Genomic DNA, 19,155 nt, shown 5'->3' with positions numbered 1-19,155 from the left:
TAGGGCGTGTCCTCATTTGAAGAATTGGTTTTAAATACTTAAAATCCTCCTTTGAGTTATTTTTATTTCTATATTTTCAATGGCACGTACTCTTCTTACCGATGATATCTGGCAGCAAATTCAAGATACTATGCGATTACACGGTTGTTACTGTTCAAAGAATAGTAGAAATATCATGGAAGCGATCTTATGGAAACTTCGTACAGGCGCCACATGGCGTGATATTCCCCAAGAATTTTGTCCTTGGCAAACTGCTTACAATCGTTTTAATCGTTGGGCAAGCAAGGGATTGTGGGATAAATTTTTTTTAGATTACGAGGCATCTTGGATCAGGAATGGGTATTCATTGACGCAAGCTACATACGCGTGCATCAACATGCAAGTGGAGCTCGGCATGGTTTCGAAAGAGCAATTGGACAATCACGCGGTGGACGAACAACAAAAATACATCTTGCAACCGACGCGAATGGATTACCGATTGATTTTAAAATCACTGAGGGTGACGTCCACGACAGTCAAGTTGCAAAACAACTGATTGATACGGTAGACGAGGCAACTTATCTCATTGCTGATAAGGGGTATGATGCTGAGCACATTAGAATATATGCCAAGAACAAGAATATGATTCCCATTATTCCATTGAGATCAAACAGTAAGAGATCGAATAAGGAGTTTGATAAATATCTATATAAATTAAGACATTTAGTTGAAAATGCATTTTCGAGATTAAAACATTTCCGTGCTATTGCAACTCGATTTGATAAACTGGCACGCAATTATAAATCTATGATCCGTATAGCCTGCATATTTATTTGGTGCAAAGCCAAATGAGGACACACCCTAGAAGCATAAAAACAAATATCGATTATTATTTATACAAGCGCAAGATTTTTATAATGATTGTTATGTAAGAATAAAATTATTTTTAGAGTATTATCAAATTTCAGGCATAAAAAAACCGCTTAACGCGGTATCTTTTATCTCGACCATCTTGAAGGAGATGGTCGGAGCAGTAGGATTCGAACCTACGACCCCCTGGTCCCAAACCAGGTGCACTACCAGGCTGTGCTATGCTCCGATTTCAACTTTAAAAGTTGGGGTGAATGACGGGATTCGAACCCGCGACAACTGGAATCACAATCCAGGGCTCTACCAACTGAGCTACATCCACCATCATTTTGATTCTTAACATCAAGCGACCAAATGGCGCGCCTGACAGGATTCGAACCTGTGACCATCCGCTTAGAAGGCGGATGCTCTATCCAACTGAGCTACAAGCGCGTTACTGATGCAAACATCATTTGCCTTGAAGAATTGGTCGGAGCAGTAGGATTCGAACCTACGACCCCCTGGTCCCAAACCAGGTGCACTACCAGGCTGTGCTATGCTCCGATTCATCTCAGCTTTCGTATCGAACATCGTTCGGTACGGTGTGCATTCTAGGCGTGACGCCCGGAGACGTCAACACCTATATTTAAAAAAAACCGAAAAAACGCTTCAAGCGTTTATTTATCAATCACTTCAGACATTTTTTATACAAATTTTAACGTTTTAGTCCGGCACTAAAGTTCAACATGCGATCTAGAGGCAGTTTCGCTCGTTCAGCAAGTGCCGGATCGACATGCACTTCCTGATCTTTATGCTGTAACACATGCAAGATACCATCCAGCTCGTTCATGGCCATCCAAGGACAATGCGCACAAGAACGACAGGTCGCCCCCTCTCCTGCGGTTGGCGCTTCAATCAGGATTTTATCCGGTACCGCCTGCTGCATTTTATAAAAAATGCCGCGATCAGTAGCCACGATCAAGCGCTGGTGCGGCAAAGTCTGTGCTGCTTTAATTAATTGTGAGGTACTACCCACGGCATCGGCAATCTCGACTACAGACATCGGTGATTCAGGATGTACCAGAACCGCAGCATCTGGATAGAGCTCTTTCATATTGGCAATACCGCGTGAACGGAATTCTTCATGCACGATACAGGCGCCATCCCAGAGCAACATCTCTGCACCGGTTTTTTTCTGGATATAACGACCCAGATGCTGATCTGGTGCCCAGATGATTTTTTCGCCCAGACTGTCCAGATGTTCGATAATTTCCACTGCACAACTTGAAGTGACGACCCAATCGGCTCGGGCTTTCACGGCCGCTGACGTGTTAGCATAAACCACCACGGTATGATCCGGGTGCGCATCGCAAAAAGCGGTAAATTCATCGACAGGACAACCCAAGTCCAGTGAACAGGTCGCTTCCAGGGTAGGCATCAGCACGGTTTTATGGGGTGAAAGAATTTTAGAGGTTTCGCCCATAAATTTCACACCAGCCACCACAAGCGTTGAAGCCGGATGATCGCGACCAAAACGCGCCATTTCCAGTGAATCGGAAACACAGCCACCGGTCAGTTCAGCCAGTTCTTGCACTTCAGGATCACAATAATAATGCGCCACCAAAACAGCATCCTGTTTTTCCAGCTCTGCCTTGATCTGTGCAAATTTGTCCAATTTTTCCTGCTGGCTCATTTGATGTTCTTGAGGAACACCCAAACGATCTAAATGCGCCTGCACAATCGATTTAGCTTCATTGGCTATTAATTTGGTCGCATCATTCATCACAATTCTTACTCTACCCTCATGGTTCACTATTCAATGAACCTTTCACCCTACATCCCGGTCATCTCTGGCGAAGTGCTATTTTTGACCAGTCATTAAAAACTACAAGATATAAAAAAAGCCCCACAACGGAGGCTTTAGAAACAATCTGAATTATGAGCGATAATCTGCATTGATTTTTACGTAGTCATACGACAGGTCACAGGTATAAACCGTATCTTTTGCCTGACCTCGTCCAAGATCAACTCGAATCGTCATTTCAGCCTGGGCCATCACACGTGCACCGGCTGCTTCAGTATAGTCTGCTGCCGCACCACCATCTTTGCAGATTTGTACATCATCTAACCAAACCTGAATTTTTGCAACGTCTAAATTCGGCACACCGGCATAACCAATCGCTGCCAGAATACGGCCCCAGTTTGGATCAGAAGCAAAGATCGCAGTTTTGACCAGCGGTGAATGCGCAATGCTATAGGCAATATCGCAGCACTCTTGAGTGTTGCCACCGCCTTCTACAGTCACGGTAATGAATTTAGTCGCACCTTCCCCATCACGCACAATCAGTTGCGCAAGGCGTTTCATGGTACGTGTCAATACGTCTAGCACCACTGCATAACGCGGATCTTCAGTCGAAGTGATTTCAGCACCACCGGCCTGACCTGTGGCAATAAAAATACACGAGTCATTGGTCGAGGTATCGCCATCAATGGTAATACGGTTAAACGATACATTGACCGTTTCAGTTAATAACTGTTGAACCAGTTCACGGCTGATCGGTGCATCCGTCGCAACGTAACCCAGCATGGTCGCCATATTAGGACGAATCATGCCTGCACCTTTGGAAATACCGGTCATGGTATAAATCACACCATCCAGCTCGAACTGTTCTGAAGCACCTTTCGGGATGGTATCTGTGGTCATGATTCCAGTTGCTGCATCGACCCAGGCATCATCACGCAATGAATCCAGCGCAGGCTGTAAACCTGTAAGCAAACGCTCCATTGGAAGCTGCTCACCAATCACACCAGTCGAGAATGGCAACACTTCAGCAGCCTGTACGCCTGCAAGTTCAGCTAGCTTAGCACAGGTGGCTTCTGCATTTGTCATGCCTGTAGGACCTGTTCCTGCATTGGCATTGCCGGTATTGATTACCAGGTAACGCGGATTAGTTACTTTTAAATGTGCTTTGGATACATGCACGGGTGCTGCGCAGAAGGCATTCTGGGTAAATACTCCTGCAACATTGGAGCCCGCAGCCAGTTCAAATATCACCAGGTCACGTCGGTTCTGATAGCGCACATAAGCTTCAGCCGAACCAATTTTAACCCCTTTTACCACATGCATCTGTGGCATAGATACGTCACCAACTGCCATTTTAAAGTCCAATATTGAATTTTCGGAAAAATACAGCTTAGTTGATCTGCAACAAAAAATCGAGCCAAAGCTTGAGCCAGCCTGAGATTTGTTATAGATTTTCACAATAAAAAACCAGTCATCAAGACTGGTTTCTACATTTTTAAAATAAGATATTTTTAATTTTGTGCAAGTTGTCCAGATTCGCTTAGCAAAGCCTGTTTCGCTTGTTGTTGACTTGCAGTAGAAAGTGCCGGATTTGTAGCAACAATACGGTCTGCATTTGCCGCATTTGCCGCTGCAATCGCAGCCGTCTGCAACACAATCGGACGATTCTGATTGGCAAAGGTATAACGAATGCCGGTACGTGGGCTTGCTACAGTCACTTGCGCATCGGTACGTTGTACTTGAGCAGTGTTAGTACCTACCGCTTGCTGAACTTTATCAATTGTTGTGGTCGCTGCAGTTTGTGCAAAACTTAAGGCAGGTATTGCCAAAGCGGCAATCATGAGCGTTTTTAATACTTTTTTCATTCAGGTTATTCCACTTTGAGGTGTTGAATGAGCCATTAAATAGCATTTAATTCCTAAGACTGCAAACAGTATTCAATTTCTGAAAAATCTTCATACATAAAAAAATCAGAGCCATGTGGCTCTGATTTTTTTTAACACTGTTTAGATCTTGCCATGACACTGTTTGTATTTCAGGCCTGAACCACATGGACAAGGTGCATTACGACTTGCCGGTGCTTCAAAGACTGGTGCTACCGGATTGGCCTGAGCATTTTGCTCGGTCGTCACCTCATGTTCGCCTGCCAACAAGCCGTCAAACTCTTCATGAGATAACTGCAAACGCATTGCCTCAGCCTGTGCCTGCTGCTGTGCTTCCATTTCCGCCAGCTCTTCAGGGGTCGGTACGTGGATGCGTGACAGATCTGTTACGACATCTGACTTGATTGTACCGAGCATGTTTACAAACAGGTTATAAGCTTCTTTTTTATATTCCTGCTCTGGATTCTTTTGCGCATAACCACGTAAATGAATACCTTGACGCAAATAATCCATAGCCGCCAGATGCTCTTTCCAATGACGATCCAGAGAATTCAGCATAAAGTGACGTTCAAGCGAAGCTGCAGATTCTTCACCCATTTGTTCACGACGTGAACGGTAGCGGTTCAGTACTTCATCGGTAATGCGCACCACCAAAGCTTCTTCATCCAGACGACGGTCCTGTTCCAGCCATTGTCCGATAGGAAGATCCATCGAAAGATCTTCACGCAGCGCCAGTTCCAGACCTTCACTATCCCACTGGTCATGAATCGATTCAGGCGGAATATAGTTGGCGATTACACCCTGCATCACTTCACGGATCATTTCTTCAATATAATCCTGCAGTGAATTTTCTGCCAGAATGTCGTCACGCTGACTATAAATGATCTTACGCTGTTCGTTATTGACGTCATCGTATTTCAGCAAATTCTTACGAATATCGAAGTTACGTGCTTCCACTTTACGCTGCGCATTTTCAATCGAGCGAGACACCATTTTGTGCTCAATCGCTTCATCTTCCTGCAAGCCCATGGCACGCATCATGCCGACTACGCGATCACCGGCAAAAATACGCATCAAGTCATCTTCAAGTGACAGATAGAAACGCGATACACCCGGGTCACCTTGACGACCGGCACGACCACGCAGCTGGTTATCGATACGGCGTGATTCATGACGCTCGGAACCGATAATATGCAAACCGCCTGAATCCAGCACAGCCTGGTGATTAACATCCCATTCTGCTTTCAGACGCGTTTCATCTTCAGGAGTCGGGTTTTCAATTTTAGCCAGCAACGCCTTCCAGTTACCACCCAAGAGAATATCGGTACCACGACCGGCCATGTTGGTGGCAATCGTCACTGCACGCGGCGCACCGGCCTGCGCAATAATATCGGCTTCACGTTCGTGCTGTTTGGCATTCAGTACTTCATGCTGGATCCCTGCCGCTTTTAGCTTATCCGACAGAATCTCAGAAGCTTCAATGGTGGCTGTACCAATCAAAATTGGTGCGACACCAGCTTCATGCACACGCTGAATTTCTTGAATAATCGCGTTATATTTCCCTTCACGATTTAAATAAATTAAATCGTTATGGTCTTGACGAATCATTGGACGGTGGGTCGGAATCAGCACCACATCCAGACCATAAATTTCTTTCATTTCCGCTGCTTCAGTATCAGCAGTACCGGTCATACCGGATAATTTTTTATACAGACGGAAATAGTTCTGGAAGGTTGTGGTTGCCAGAGTCTGGTTTTCCGGCTGGATTTCCAGACCCTCTTTGGCTTCTACGGCTTGATGCAAACCTTCAGACCAGCGACGTCCCGGCATGGTACGACCGGTATTTTCATCGACAATAATCACTTCACCATCGTTGATGATGTATTGCACATTGCGTTGATAGAGATAATGGGCACGGATCGCTGCAGTGACATGATGCAACAGGTTCAGGTTCGACGCTGAATACAAGCTCTCGCCTTCTGCCAGCAAGCCCATTTCAATCAATTCACTTTCAATGGTTTCAAAACCCACTTCAGTAATTTCAACTGAACGCTGTTTTTCATCAATCCAGAAGTGACCGCCATCCGGCACTTTCTCTTCTTTCTGTGCCTGTAATTTTGGTGGAATATTATTGATGGCTGCATAAAGCTGTGAAGAATCTTCACTTTGACCGGAAATAATCAACGGGGTACGTGCTTCATCAATCAGGATCGAATCGACCTCATCGATAATCGCATAGGTCAAACCACGCTGCTTTTTCTCAGCCAGCGAGAACACCATGTTGTCACGCAGGTAGTCAAAGCCAAATTCGTTATTGGTACCGTAAGTAATATCGGCACGATAAGCTTCAGCTTTTTCCATCGGATTTTGCATGGAATAAATAATGCCGATGCTTAAACCCAAAAACTCAAATAATGGACGGTTCAACTCGGCATCACGTTGCGCCAGGTAATCGTTCACGGTAATGACATGCACGCCCTGACCACTGATGGCATTCAGATAACAGGCCAAAGTACCCATCAGGGTTTTACCTTCACCGGTACGCATTTCTGCGATTTTGCCTTCATGCAAGGTAATACCACCGATCAGCTGCACGTCATAATGACGCATGCCCATCACCCGCTTCGCCGCTTCACGACAGACTGCAAATGCTTCAGGCAATAATTTATCGAGGGTTTCACCCTTATTATATCGTTGTTTGAATTCTTCAGTTTTTGCAGATAAGTCTGCATCGCTAAGGGTAGATATCGTCGGCTCGAGCACATTAATCTTGTCTACGATTTTACGCATGCGTTTGAGTTCGCGCTCATTTTTGGTACCGAAGATTCCTCCGATCAGACTTGCCAACATGAATAGACTCTCTAAATCTTGCTTGTCAAATGAATATTTTCTTAGTCGTTATTATGGTGCTAGAAATTTGAACTACAAGGGTTTTGCTGTAAAACCGCTAAAAAAATCTGATCCTTAGTTCTAGCCCTAAGATCTAAGGCAAAGTAATGTAGCAAATTTTCCCTGTGCAACATAGTCAATTAAGTGACTGATTTTTGCGCTTCTGGATAGATGGATATCCCATTTATGCAATTTACTCATAAAGAAAGCAAAAAACACTATTTTTAATCATAAAAAAATTGGTTCATATTAAATCCTATCTCGACACTAAAAGACCAATTGAGGCTAAAAAGATGAGTTTACGTTTAGGCGATACCGCACCGAATTTTGAACAGCAATCCAGTGAAGGCCTAATTAATTTTTATGACTTTCTGGGCGATAGCTGGGGCATTTTATTTTCACACCCTGCCGACTATACACCGGTATGTACGACTGAACTTGGCTATACCGCAAAACTTAAAGATGAGTTTGCAAAACGTGGTGTTAAAGCGATTGCCTTGTCAGTTGATGATGTGGAGTCGCATCATGGCTGGATTAAAGATATTAATGAAACCCAGAACGCCACGGTGAATTTCCCGATCATTGCCGATCAGGATCGTAAAGTTTCCGAGCTATATGACTTTATTCATCCAAATGCCAGTGAAACTCTAACGGTTCGTTCTTTAGTGGTCATTGATCCCAATAAAAAAGTCCGTTTGATTATTACTTATCCTGCATCGACCGGCCGTAATTTCCATGAAATCTTGCGTGTGGTGGATTCACTTCAACTCACCGATAAACATAAAGTGGCCACGCCTGCGAACTGGCAGCATGGTGATGATGTTGTGATTATCCCTTCACTGAAAGATGAGGAAGAAATCAAGCAACGTTTTCCAAAAGGTTATACAGCGGTCACGCCTTACCTGCGCTTAACGCCCCATCCTGAGCAAGGATAAGCAGAGCACTGCTCTGCCCTTGCGCAAGGTGAGAAGCTATGCTTCGAGCAACAAATTAAAAGGACTCCTTTTTAATTTTGCGCAAGACAAGCGAAGCGCGTAGCACAGGATAAGATGGAGCTCGTAGTAAAGGATAAGAGAAACTCTATTTTCCACATTTTATGCTTTATCGAATACGACAGTGACGTGCCACGGATTCGATTTGTTGATACACCCTGTCTTCGGATAGGCTTTTTTATATTCAAAATCTCGTATTCACTTTAAACTTGAAATAACAAAAACAACATCTACGCTCTGTATGAAAATCTGCATATTTCCAATTCTCATGAGTGGCTACCTCCTAACCACAGGTTGCATGACTACGCCTGCCCTGCCTGAACCTCAACGTCCTCAGCATTGGGGACAGCCCATTCATCAGAATCATAATTTTCATCAAATCAGCAATTTTGTTTATCGTAGTGAGCAGCCTTCAACTGAACTCATTCCTTTATTAAAGCAGCATCAAATCAATGTGGTTATTAATTTACGTTCACGGGATCAAGACAGCTTTGTTTTGAGCAATGAAAACTTTCAGCTACATCATGTACCCATACATACCTGGGCAATTGATCGGGAAGATTTATTGAAAATTATGCTACTGATTCAGCAAGCACAACAAAATCACCAAAAGGTGCTCCTGCATTGTTATCACGGTTCAGACCGCACTGGTGCAAGTGTCGCCATGTACCGAATTATTTTTGAACATTGGCCGATTGAGCAGGCGCTACAGGAAATGAAACATGGCGGTTATGGCTTTCATGCCATTTGGCGCAATATCGAAAAGTTATTCACGCCTGAAAATGTAAAATGGATTCGCGAGCAACTCAAGAATCCATCTACAGAAACTTTGATTAATACAAAGAATTAACGCTTATCCAGCGGCACCCAGTCATTCACCCAAGCTGATTTCATATTCAGGCTGGCATCAGACGCAATTTTCTTACGGAGTGCATCTGCAGTCTCACGGTCTTTGGATGGCCCCACCATGATACGTACACCTTTAGAAGTTGAGCTTTTGGTCACTTTATAACCTTTAGCACGCAGTTTGGCTGCTACAGCATCTGCATTGGCTTCATTCGCTGCCAGTGCCACCTGCACCATCCATTGCTTGTCCTCTTCACCTTCCAATAACTTACGCGCCTGTTCAGCTTCTGCTTTCTTCTTGGCTTCTTCGGCTGCAGCTTTTTTCTTGGCTTCTTCAGCTTTACGCTTTTCGTCAGCTTTGCGTTTTTCCTCGGCAGCTTTACGTTCAGCTTCTTTCTTTTCAGCAGCCTTACGCTCTTCCTCGGTTTTACGTTTTGCTTCAGCTGCCTTACGTTCTGCTTCGGCTTTTTGCTGTTGTTCTAACTTGCGTTTTTCTTCAGCGGTTTTGCTTTCAGCAGCTTTACGTTCTGCTTCTTTCTTGGCTGCATCAGTAGAACTATTGGCTTTTTGTTGGTCCAGCTGCTGCTGGGCTAACTTTTTTTCTTGCACCGCTTTTTCTTCAGCCAGACGTTTCTGCTTGGCCTGTTCGTCTTCAACCAGTTCTGGCGGAATATTATCGGAACTTTGCTGTCCCAGGCGGTGTGCATTCAGGGCAGCATATTCTTCAGCCGCTTTACGCGCAGCATCTGCTTCAGCCTGCTGTTGCATCGCTAAAAATTCGGCTGCACGTGCTTCCTGCTCTGCAACCGATTTTTCCCGGTCACGACGTTGCTGTTCAAGTAAACGCTTTTCTGTTTCCACATCGACCGTCAAAGAACCGAGCGAATGATTGCCTGTCTCTTTATTTTCAACTTCCGCAGCCTGTGCCGGATTTTGCTGACGGTCCTGATTGATTTCATCTTGGCCTTTCAGGAGTAATGCTGCCAATAAAACACCACCACCGAGTAAAACAACACCGCCCATCCAGCGCTGTTTGTTATTCATTGACATTCTTCCAAATACTCCCATACCGCTTCTAAGGTATGAAATGATCCACATACCAAAATCAGCTGATTATTATCTGTTTGATCCAGTGCTGATTTAAAAGCTAATTTTACATTGTCAAATTGTTCTACCGCCTCACCGCTTAAAGCATCAGCCAAAACTGTGACCTCTGCCGCACGTGGGACGAATAATGGTGCAATTTTCCACAATTGAACCGTGTCTTTCAATAACTTGACGACAGAATTTATATCTTTATCTGCCAGCATTGAAAATACACAAATGACTTCATTATATTTTTGATTGTAATTTAAATAATCTCGTAATTGTTTCAGCAGAAATTCCACCCCATGCGGGTTATGTCCTGCATCAAAAATCACGGTTTTATTCTGGATTTGACGGATTTCAAAACGTCCCGGCAATTTTGCCGTTTGAATGCCTTGTGCAATTGCCTGCTGGCTGACGTTTAATTCGCTCAGCAGAATGGCGGCCACGGCGGTAGAAATATTATCTAATGCCAGTGAACCTGTAGGGAGTTTTAAGGTCGTACCTGATGAAGCAAAAGCCCAGCTTTGGCCATCTTCAAAGGCTTCATAAAAATAATCCCGGTTGATTGCATACAAGGGTGCTTTACATTCTTGGGCTTTATTTAGAATAGCTTGCGGGATCTGTTGCTGTCCACCAAATACCACGGGAATATCCGGGCGAATAATTCCGGCCTTTTCAAAAGCAATTTTCTCGATGGTGTCACCAAGCCAGTCAGTATGATCCAGACCAATATTGGTAATCACCGCCACATCCGGATTGACCACATTGACCACATCCAGACGGCCGCCTAAGCCAACTTCCAGCACCCAGACATCACAGCATTGATCTTTAAAAATCACAAAAGCAGCCAGTGTCGTGGCTTCAAAGAAAGACAGGCTCAAACCGCATTCGCGACGAGCCTGATCGACCTGAACAAAAGCATCAATCAGCAACTGATCTTCCACTTCAATGCCGCGCAATTTAACACGCTCATTGAAACGGTACACGTGGGGGGATTGATATAGCCCGACCTTGAAGCCTTGCGCATTCAGGATCGCGGCCAGCGTGGTGGTGGTCGAACCCTTACCATTGGTTCCCGCCACCGTCAGTACTTTGGCCTCTGGAGATGTCACGCCCAGCTTTTCAGCCACCGGAATAACGCGCTCCAGACCTAAATCAATACCCGTAACGTGAACATGGCTCCAATAATCGAGCCATGTGTTTAAAGAATCTGTTGCTAATGGAGCTGTGTTCAATGCAAATTCATCAACTTCGTAACGATACGATAAACTGTATCACGTAATGCATGACGGTGAACAATCTGATCGATTACCCCATGATCAAGCAAGTATTCCGCGCGTTGGAACGGTTCTTCCAGTTTCTCACGTACGGTTTGTTCGATCACACGTTTACCGGCGAAGCCAATCATCGCTTTCGGTTCAGCAAGATGTACATCACCCAGCATTGCCAATGAGGCAGTTACACCACCGTATACCGGATGAGTCAGTACCACGACATAAGGCAGACCTGCTTCTTTTAAACGCTGGATTGCAGCCGAAGTACGCGCCATTTGCATCAGGGACAACATGCCTTCCTGCATACGCGCACCACCCGAAGCAGCAAAACAGATCAAAGGTTGACGAGCTTCAATCGCATGTTCTGCAGCCTGAACAAAGCGGTCACCGACCACTGTGCCCATAGAACCGCCCATGAAGTCGAACTCAAACGCACAGGCAATCATCGGTACGCCTTTCAGCAAACCCTGAATTACCACCAGTGCTTCAGTTTCACCGGTTTTCTTTTGCGCTTCAGCCATACGATCGGGATACGCTTTGCTATCGACAAATTTCAGCGGATCTTTGGCTATAAATTCCTGACCCAATTCTGTTTGTACCTGATCAAAGAACCAGTTCAGACGTTCGCGGGCTTTCATGCGCAAATGTTCATCACATTGCGGACAGACATAAGCATTAAATGACATCGCAGTACGGGTCACCAATGCATGACATTCAGGGCACTCAATCGTAGGCTCGGTAAATGTCGCTTTATATGCCGTTTGCTCATCGGGTACCTGAATGCCCGGAACAGTACGCTCCGTCCATGGGGTCGATGGGCTCAGAATTTTGCCTGATTTCAGTTGTTGACTCATACTAACTCATCGAGCGCTGCTCGAAGCTCCTTGACTTTATTCACCGTTGCAATAACGGCTTGTTCTGGTGCGAGCGTTGCAAACTGCTTTACAAACGCACTACCCACAATAACTGCATCGGCAGCAACACCCATCGCTTTCGCAGATGCAGCATCACTGATACCGAAACCTACGCCTACAGGAACATCAGTCACAGCTTTAATCTTTTGAATGCGTGCAGCGGCTTCAGAGACATCTAAAGTTGCTGCACCGGTCACGCCTTTCAGTGACACATAGTAAATAAAGCCGCTGGCCTGTTTTGCTACATGTTGAATACGTGCATCGGTTGAAGTGGGTGCCAGCAGGAAAATCTGATCCATGTCATATTTTTCCAGTACTTCACCCAGACTTTGTGCTTCTTCTGGTGGCAAGTCCACCAGCAGCACACCGTCTACTCCACATTCATAGGCATAAGCCACAAACTTTTCATAGCCAATTACTTCAACCGGATTCAGATAACCCATCAGCACCACCGGTGTTTCGCGGTCTTTCAAACGAAATTCTTTCACCATCTGCAGGGCATCTAGCGTATTGGTTCCACCTGCCAAAGCACGTTCGGCAGCTAGCGCAATCACCGGCCCATCCGCCATCGGGTCTGAGAAAGGAAGTCCCAGCTCAATCACGTCGACACCCGCTTCCACCATCTCATGCAGCAAAGGCACTGTGACTTCTGGATGCGGATCACCCGCCATGACATAAGAAACTAAAGCTTTACGCTGTTGAGATTTAAGTTGTCCAAATCGTGTGGCTAAACGTGACATAGGGTGGTATTTTCCTTAACGTGTTTCAAACTTGAGGCATTGACTATGTAGAAATACAAGACATCGCATTGTAACGCTATTTTTTGTCCAATGAACAGTCTGCGATACCGACCTCGAGTACTTCATTTCCTGTGCGAAGATTTCAAAACAATTCGGAAGGGTCTATTTACGATTATTTTGATTTTTTTCTCAATGATCAAAGATGCCTAATTTTGCTATTACCTAAAATCCTGAATATTTAGATAAACTTATTTTTATCATATAAAAATTAATAAAAATGCAGATGTTAGCGCATTCATTTAAAGTTTTCTGAAATAGCAAAACCTGCTTTATACTAGTCCTATTCTCTTACTTTTTTATCTCCTATGCAGACTGATTCTGAGGCTACAGTGCAGGCACGCGCCATTGCACTGCTGCCGCTTATTGTATTTTTAACCATATTTTTGGGTAGCGGGATCTATCATTCCCTGATCGGAACCGAGTTCGCGTTCTATCAGGTGAAAGCGCCTGTGGCTGCCCTGCCTGCGATTATCTTGGCTGCATTAGTGTATCGCGGCAAACTCAACCAGGGTATTGAGGAATTCCTCAGAGGTGCCAGTCATCCGAACTTAATTCTGATGTTTATGGTGTTTATGCTGGCAGGTGCTTTTGCCAGCGTCAGTAGCGCCATTGGCAGCGTCGACGCCACCGTGCAGATGGGCTTGTCAGTGATTCCACCTACATTTATTCTGCCGATGTTATTTGTGATCTCGGCCTTTATTGCCACGGCGATGGGTACCTCCATGGGCACGATTGCAGCCTGTGCGCCGATCGCTTTTGGATTTGCCGAGGTCACCGAGATCAATGTAGTTTATGCGGTTGGTGCGGTCGTCGGTGGTGCCATGTTCGGTGACAATCTTTCAATGATCTCGGATACCACCATTGCTGCAACGACCAGTCAGGGCGTACAACTGCGTGACAAATTCAGAGTCAATGTCTGGATTGCGGTTCCAGCCTCAATCGTGACTATTTTGATTTATGTATTGAGTAGCGGTAGTAGCAATGCAGTGGAATACAAGGACTTCAACTGGCTTCTGGTTTTACCTTATATCGCCGTATTTATTTTAGCCTTTAGCCGTCTGCATGTCTTGGTGATACTGAGCATTGGGGTGTTACTTTCCGGCTTGTTTGGCCTGTTTGCCACAGCTGAATTTGATCTGCTCCAGCTGAATACTTCAATTTATGATGGCTTTGTCGGCATGTTTGAAGTGGCGTTATTGTCCATGTTCCTGGGTGGCCTGTCGGCAATCATGCAACGCGAAGGCGGTTTACGCTGGCTGATTGAGCGTATTTATAGCCTGACCCGTCTGTTTAAAGTCGGCCAGCAACGTGCCGGTGAAATCGGGATCAGCTTCCTGGTCGTATTTTCGAATATCTTTGTGGCCAATAATACCGTGGCGATTATTCTGTCTGGTGATATGGCACGTGAAGTGGCTAAAGAATACGGCGTGGATCCCAAGCGTTCTGCCGCACTGATGGATATTTTCTCTTGCGTGGTGCAAGGGTTGATTCCCTATGGCGCACAGTTACTACTGGCCTGTTCCATTGCAAAAATCTCGCCCGTTGAACTGATTGGTGGTGTGTACTACTGCTGGATTCTGGCCATTTTTGCGATTGCGGCGATTGCATTTAGATTCCCCCAAATCAAAGCCAGCGCTTAACCTCATCATTTTCTTCAAATAAAAAAGCGACCTGTTTGGGTCGCTTTTTTTAGCTGCGCTGTTGGTGTAACTGCCTTTTGCGCTCTAACAATGTCTGTCTGGTGGCTGCCTTGTAAGCCCTTGCCAATGCCGACTGATCAGAATAATCCAGCTGCTCGGCGATCTCACTCAGACCCATTCCCTGTTGCAACAGCAGCTCGCAACGTTTAATCCGCTGCTGTTCCAGCAGTTTTTTAAATGAGGTGCCATGGGTGCTAAATAAACGCTGCAAACTACGTGTCGACATCAACAACTGCCGGGCAAGCTGTTCAACTTTAATGGCCTGATGCTGGGTCCGCAGCTGTTCGGCAATCATTTGCTGCGCCTGTTCCAAATGATTTTCAAGGGGCGGCTTGGCTGCAATCGCCTGTTCTGCCTGATGAACCAGTAGCTGCAACAGGATTGGATCAGCCTGCTCAGACCCATGTGCCAGTCCTTGCAAATCCAGCTCTATGCCATAATAGTCCTGAGAAAATCTCACCTCACTGGCAAAAAACTTTTGATAATGCATTTGCCCCCTGTCGGGCGCATGGGCAAAACGTACACAGTGCAGTAACAGTTGATGATCCTGCAAAATGACACGCCCCAACTGCACCATCGCGGCCATGGTCAGCTCATTTAACAGATTATATTTTTCATCCAGATAGGCCCAAAATAATTCAAGACTGTGTTCACGCTGCTTCAATTGCAAAGGTACAAACTCACTGCCATCAACCACCAGTCGTTGAAAACGCATGATATGGCGGATCATTTCCGAAACACTACTGCTCCGCGAAGCCATATAACCGAGCACACCAAAATGTTCCGGGCGAATAGATTGGACGATTTCAAAAATTAATTGCGGGCAATTCAGATGAGTTTGGGTTCTTTCAATAACAATATTTAATAACTCAAGTGGAACTTCAGTATTAAAGGGCTGGTCAATCAGATGGCTTAATGACGTATGCAGATCCTGAAGAAAATCAGCTTGCAGAGGTTCTATATTCAAGCTTCGCAGATGTGTTGCCCAAAGCTGAATATAACCATTGGATATTTTTATATCCTGCATATGTGATTCTCAGTAAGCGCAGCAATTTGACAAGTTTTATTTTCATTTGGCGTAAAATGTATAAAAATTGGCAATAACTGTCAAAACAATTTGTGTAATGGTCGACATACTGTCAGCATCGTCACAAAAAAGAATTTCTAAGATGAATGCAGGATTAAAATCTTCGATAAAGCCCGTGGTACGGACCCAGCTTGATTTTAAACTGGATGAAATCCCGCGTTACTGGTTTGGCGGCGACCCCTTCCTGACCCGTATGTTTGATGCGCTAAGTCTGACCTTTCCTGATGGCGAACGCTATTTTATTCAGAGCGTGCGCCTGTTCCGCGACAAGATTACCAATCCTGATCTGCAAAAACGTGTGGCAGATTTTATTCGTCAGGAAGCACAGCACGGCATTGCCCATGAGAAAATGAACCAGCTGATGCGTGAACAAGGCATGCCTGTCGATGATTTTATTGAGCGTCTGAATAATATGTTCGCTCATGACCTCAAACATCGTTCAGCACAGTTCAATATTGCCATGACCGCTGCGGCTGAGCATATGACTGCGCTGATGGCAGAAACATTCTATGCCTATAAAGACACTTTGAGAGAAGCGCATCCTTATGTACGTGCTCTGTTTGCCTGGCATGCCATTGAAGAAATGGAACATCGTGATGTTGCCTTTGATGTAATGAAACAGGTAGGCGATGTGCCAGAAAACCTACGCAAATTTACCTTGGCATGGACCAGTGCATTGATGATTGGCTTTACCATTTATCGCGCCAATGTGATGCTCAAACATGATGGTTTCAGTCCCTTACAACGGTTACAGATGAACTGGAAAGGGCTTTCTTGGTTCTTTGGCCGCGACGGGATATTGACCCGCATGGGTCCACAATATCGGGACTGGTTTAAAAAAGATTTCCATCCCAGCCAGCATCCGATCATTGCCCAATACGATGTATGGGTGAAGACTTTAGCAGAAACCAATGACCCGTTTCAGGCGGGCGAAGCCTTCTGGCAGGCTGCCAAAGATTAAACTCAATAAAAAAAGCCTTCAAAATTGAAGGCTTTTTTTATTAGTTCTTATGTCCTGCACTTTTACCACTTGGCATAATGCTGTTCAAGCAAGGCATATTCATTCAGTAAAATAATTTCCTGATCATCCTGCTGGATTGTTCCGGAAACCTTGGCCTGCCACTGACTAAACTGGCTCCCCACCAGACGTAAATTCAGATTTTCATAACGGCGCCAGCCTGTACTCACTATCAGATTCAGTTTTTCATCCAGCGACTGAATCGTCCATTGGTTTTCCGATTCCTGCTGGAACAGTACATCGGCCAATGGATAAATCTTTCCATTGATCCACAGACAGTTTTCATTGCCAAAGCTTTCATTTACGCCAGAGGCCAGATTAATCCCAATCCGGTTCTGGTTCACATCCCAGAAATTACAGGACAGCCAGAACCAGGCGGTTTCCGGGCGTAAAAAGCCGCAAGTATCATCTAATGAGGCAAAGCTGCGTTCATTAAACTGGATGGTTTGCCCCTGCTTGTTAATGAAAAAGCCTTCACAGCCCAAAGTGGTCAGTTTCTGGGTATAGGTCCAGCCGTTGATGCCAGTCGGACTGCACATACTCAGCGGGTCTGTGCCAGCACAGAAAATCCGGGCACTGAGTTTAATTTCACCATATTTGCCGACGTTGATATAACGCACGCCGTTGGCATGCTGGATATCGATCTGAAAAGGTGACTTGTGAAAATAACTATGATTAAACAGTGGCTGCTCGTCCAGCACCGTGTTACGGGACAGGAAATTAATCGCATTCCATTCCAGCACTTCATTGGTCATATGGTTATAGACATAGACAAAACCATGCCCTGCCCATGCGATATCGGCAATTGCCAGTCCAATGGTATAATGCTCGTGCTGAATACTACAGAATTTGAATTTTTTATATTTTAGATGCTTACGCCAGCCTGACAGCACATGACCATAAGGATTCTTGTATTGATATGCCTGATAGTCAATACTTTTTGGAAGTTCCTTGAAACGTCCATAACGCGGTTGTCCATTTGCCTGAATTAAATCCATTTAAGACATTCCATCTCAGTCAAAACTGCTTTTCCTTGGCAGTATTATGCCGATTATTAAATTTTGATAAAGATTTTTTTAAGTCACTCGTCGAATCATTCAGCTAGCCCTAGGTTTAATTCAATCGCAAACTGCTTTAAATCGTGAGATAAGTATTTTCCCAACGATTGCCACTGAAACTACCCTCTAACAGTTGTACGTAGCGACCATAAACCTGATCAATGGCAATACAGTCATCTACATCCAGCACACGGTCAGTATGCTGTTTTTGCCAGTGCCGGGCGAAGTAGGCTTTACCGCGCTGTTTGGCCACCATGGCATTCTGTGCAACCACCAGCACATAACGATGCAGCTCGCCAAACTCACGTGGATCATAACCACCCAGATTAATCAGCCAAAGTTTTTCATCGGATTGCTGTGGCTGTGCATCAGTAAATTGCAGCGTATAGGATTTGCCCTCAAACTCCAGTCCGTTGATTTGCGCCCAAGCATCAATATGCAGACCTTTCTGTTCCGCAAACCAGGCATTTTTCAATTGCGGATAAGTATCTTCCAGACTCTCTCCTATTGCCAAAACCACATCATGAACTTCTGTATTGGCACGGGCATGACGACCACCGAGCATCACAATAAACAAGCTGGGCATTACATTTCCTTGTTAGCGTCAATCTTTAAGATCATTTCATTGATGCTTGCCAGTATAGCGCAAAGCTATTTCAGGATGATGTAGCCATCTGCCAAGGACAAATTTGCATCGTCAGCCTGACTGAATTTGCGCAAAACAGCATGAAGTCATTCGGTACCGATATACATCTCGAGGATCAGTTTAAGTCTATGTCGGACTCAAAAAACCATTTTCAGTGAATACAATTGGCTAGCGAATCATTTCCGATCATTTTCATCAGGATTTACAGCGGAAGATGATTATTTTTTTGTACAAAATACAAACACGGCTAAACCGCACAAACCTGTACAAATTTTCGCCCAAATTTTAATCTAAAGGGATATTTCGTTGACTGAAATGCGCTGAAAG

The 19,155-nt window shown here is 44.9% G+C and carries 16 protein-coding genes and 4 tRNA genes; 5 read left to right on the top strand and 15 right to left on the bottom strand.

Features of this window, described 5'->3' with window-relative positions; all coding sequences use genetic code 11:
• Positions 1–79 precede the first annotated feature (79 nt).
• Positions 80–831, top strand: a protein-coding gene (locus tag ACNPNW_RS00740) for an IS5 family transposase (protein WP_448766392.1) whose coding sequence is annotated in 2 segments (ribosomal slippage) — positions 80–314 and positions 314–831 — 753 coding nt in all. Because the reading frame shifts where the segments join, the coding sequence is not laid out codon by codon here.
• Positions 832–1,001: 170 nt separating this feature from the next.
• Here the strand turns inward: ACNPNW_RS00740 and ACNPNW_RS00735 are convergent.
• The 8 genes from ACNPNW_RS00735 to secA form a co-directional block, all read right to left on the bottom strand.
• Positions 1,002–1,078, bottom strand: a tRNA-Pro gene (locus tag ACNPNW_RS00735).
• A gap of 17 nt (positions 1,079–1,095) precedes the next feature.
• Positions 1,096–1,171: transfer RNA gene (locus tag ACNPNW_RS00730), tRNA-His, on the bottom strand.
• A gap of 33 nt (positions 1,172–1,204) precedes the next feature.
• Positions 1,205–1,281: transfer RNA gene (locus tag ACNPNW_RS00725), tRNA-Arg, on the bottom strand.
• A 34-nt stretch (positions 1,282–1,315) separates the two neighbouring features.
• A tRNA-Pro gene (locus tag ACNPNW_RS00720) sits at positions 1,316–1,392 on the bottom strand.
• 151 nt (positions 1,393–1,543) lie between these two features.
• Complete coding sequence (nadA, locus tag ACNPNW_RS00715) at positions 1,544–2,611, bottom strand: quinolinate synthase NadA (protein ID WP_420937640.1); 1,068 nt, start codon at positions 2,609–2,611, stop codon at positions 1,544–1,546.
• Between the two features lie 153 nt (positions 2,612–2,764).
• Positions 2,765–3,985: a bifunctional glutamate N-acetyltransferase/amino-acid acetyltransferase ArgJ gene (gene argJ, locus ACNPNW_RS00710; RefSeq protein ID WP_420937639.1), complete on the bottom strand. Its 1,221-nt coding sequence runs from the start codon at positions 3,983–3,985 to the stop codon at positions 2,765–2,767.
• Between the two features lie 158 nt (positions 3,986–4,143).
• Positions 4,144–4,497, bottom strand: a complete 354-nt coding sequence (locus tag ACNPNW_RS00705; RefSeq protein WP_420937638.1) for a hypothetical protein — start codon at positions 4,495–4,497, stop codon at positions 4,144–4,146.
• A gap of 141 nt (positions 4,498–4,638) precedes the next feature.
• Positions 4,639–7,365, bottom strand: coding sequence for a preprotein translocase subunit SecA (gene secA / locus ACNPNW_RS00700; protein ID WP_313564909.1), 2,727 nt, complete (start codon positions 7,363–7,365; stop codon positions 4,639–4,641).
• Between the two features lie 332 nt (positions 7,366–7,697).
• Here secA and ACNPNW_RS00695 point away from each other — a divergent pair, with 332 nt between their 5' ends.
• The gene (locus ACNPNW_RS00695) at positions 7,698–8,339 is read left to right on the top strand and encodes a peroxiredoxin (protein WP_005252799.1); all 642 of its coding nucleotides are present in this window, start codon (positions 7,698–7,700) and stop codon (positions 8,337–8,339) included.
• Between the two features lie 298 nt (positions 8,340–8,637).
• A complete protein-coding gene (locus ACNPNW_RS00690; RefSeq protein WP_420937636.1) occupies positions 8,638–9,246 on the top strand; it encodes a dual specificity protein phosphatase family protein in 609 nt (202 codons plus the stop codon).
• Here the strand turns inward: ACNPNW_RS00690 and ACNPNW_RS00685 are convergent.
• The 4 genes from ACNPNW_RS00685 to trpA are packed head-to-tail and all read right to left on the bottom strand — an operon-like array spanning position 9,243 to position 13,259.
• Positions 9,243–10,286, bottom strand: coding sequence for an SPOR domain-containing protein (locus tag ACNPNW_RS00685; RefSeq protein WP_420937635.1), 1,044 nt, complete (start codon positions 10,284–10,286; stop codon positions 9,243–9,245). The genes ACNPNW_RS00690 and ACNPNW_RS00685 overlap by 4 nt on opposite strands.
• Positions 10,283–11,566, bottom strand: a complete 1,284-nt coding sequence (folC, locus tag ACNPNW_RS00680) for a bifunctional tetrahydrofolate synthase/dihydrofolate synthase (protein ID WP_420937634.1) — start codon at positions 11,564–11,566, stop codon at positions 10,283–10,285. Before folC ends, ACNPNW_RS00685 begins: the two co-directional genes overlap by 4 nt.
• Positions 11,563–12,459, bottom strand: a complete 897-nt coding sequence (accD, locus tag ACNPNW_RS00675; RefSeq protein ID WP_191112609.1) for an acetyl-CoA carboxylase, carboxyltransferase subunit beta — start codon at positions 12,457–12,459, stop codon at positions 11,563–11,565. The genes folC and accD overlap by 4 nt, the downstream gene beginning before the upstream one ends.
• Entirely contained in the window at positions 12,456–13,259 is an 804-nt protein-coding gene (trpA, locus tag ACNPNW_RS00670; RefSeq protein ID WP_005252810.1) for a tryptophan synthase subunit alpha, read from the bottom strand. The genes accD and trpA overlap by 4 nt, the downstream gene beginning before the upstream one ends.
• Before the next feature lie 365 nt (positions 13,260–13,624).
• Between trpA and ACNPNW_RS00665 the strand changes: the two genes are divergently transcribed.
• A complete protein-coding gene (locus ACNPNW_RS00665; RefSeq protein ID WP_420937633.1) occupies positions 13,625–14,959 on the top strand; it encodes a Na+/H+ antiporter NhaC family protein in 1,335 nt (444 codons plus the stop codon).
• A gap of 49 nt (positions 14,960–15,008) precedes the next feature.
• Here the strand turns inward: ACNPNW_RS00665 and ACNPNW_RS00660 are convergent, their stop codons facing one another.
• Positions 15,009–16,046, bottom strand: a complete 1,038-nt coding sequence (locus ACNPNW_RS00660; protein WP_448766391.1) for an AraC family transcriptional regulator — start codon at positions 16,044–16,046, stop codon at positions 15,009–15,011.
• Positions 16,047–16,188: 142 nt separating this feature from the next.
• Here ACNPNW_RS00660 and ACNPNW_RS00655 point away from each other — a divergent pair, with 142 nt between their 5' ends.
• Positions 16,189–17,067 carry a metal-dependent hydrolase gene (locus ACNPNW_RS00655; protein WP_448766390.1) on the top strand — a complete coding sequence of 293 codons (879 nt, stop codon included), beginning with the start codon at positions 16,189–16,191 and terminating at the stop codon, positions 17,065–17,067.
• 62 nt (positions 17,068–17,129) lie between these two features.
• Here ACNPNW_RS00655 and ACNPNW_RS00650 read toward each other — a convergent pair whose 3' ends face one another.
• Complete coding sequence (locus ACNPNW_RS00650; protein WP_448766389.1) at positions 17,130–18,122, bottom strand: DUF2804 domain-containing protein; 993 nt, start codon at positions 18,120–18,122, stop codon at positions 17,130–17,132.
• Positions 18,123–18,258: 136 nt separating this feature from the next.
• Entirely contained in the window at positions 18,259–18,768 is a 510-nt protein-coding gene (locus tag ACNPNW_RS00645) for a DUF1543 domain-containing protein (protein WP_005106094.1), read from the bottom strand.
• Between the last annotated feature and the right edge of the window lie 387 nt (positions 18,769–19,155).

This window comes from Acinetobacter endophylla (genome assembly GCF_053543775.1).
The sequence above is the reverse complement of the archived record's forward strand: the minus strand, read 5'-3'. Positions and strand labels throughout refer to the sequence as shown.

Coding starts and splice junctions, on each gene's coding strand:
- nadA (WP_420937640.1), bottom strand. CDS start 2,611: ATGAATGATGCGACCAAATTAATAGCCAATGAAGCTAAATCGATTGTG.
- argJ (WP_420937639.1), bottom strand. CDS start 3,985: ATGGCAGTTGGTGACGTATCTATGCCACAGATGCATGTGGTAAAAGGG.
- ACNPNW_RS00705 (WP_420937638.1), bottom strand. CDS start 4,497: ATGAAAAAAGTATTAAAAACGCTCATGATTGCCGCTTTGGCAATACCT.
- secA (WP_313564909.1), bottom strand. CDS start 7,365: ATGTTGGCAAGTCTGATCGGAGGAATCTTCGGTACCAAAAATGAGCGC.
- ACNPNW_RS00695 (WP_005252799.1), top strand. CDS start 7,698: ATGAGTTTACGTTTAGGCGATACCGCACCGAATTTTGAACAGCAATCC.
- ACNPNW_RS00690 (WP_420937636.1), top strand. CDS start 8,638: ATGAAAATCTGCATATTTCCAATTCTCATGAGTGGCTACCTCCTAACC.
- ACNPNW_RS00685 (WP_420937635.1), bottom strand. CDS start 10,286: ATGAATAACAAACAGCGCTGGATGGGCGGTGTTGTTTTACTCGGTGGT.
- accD (WP_191112609.1), bottom strand. CDS start 12,459: ATGAGTCAACAACTGAAATCAGGCAAAATTCTGAGCCCATCGACCCCA.
- trpA (WP_005252810.1), bottom strand. CDS start 13,259: ATGTCACGTTTAGCCACACGATTTGGACAACTTAAATCTCAACAGCGT.
- ACNPNW_RS00665 (WP_420937633.1), top strand. CDS start 13,625: ATGCAGACTGATTCTGAGGCTACAGTGCAGGCACGCGCCATTGCACTG.
- ACNPNW_RS00660 (WP_448766391.1), bottom strand. CDS start 16,046: ATGCAGGATATAAAAATATCCAATGGTTATATTCAGCTTTGGGCAACA.
- ACNPNW_RS00655 (WP_448766390.1), top strand. CDS start 16,189: ATGAATGCAGGATTAAAATCTTCGATAAAGCCCGTGGTACGGACCCAG.
- ACNPNW_RS00650 (WP_448766389.1), bottom strand. CDS start 18,122: ATGGATTTAATTCAGGCAAATGGACAACCGCGTTATGGACGTTTCAAG.
- ACNPNW_RS00645 (WP_005106094.1), bottom strand. CDS start 18,768: ATGCCCAGCTTGTTTATTGTGATGCTCGGTGGTCGTCATGCCCGTGCC.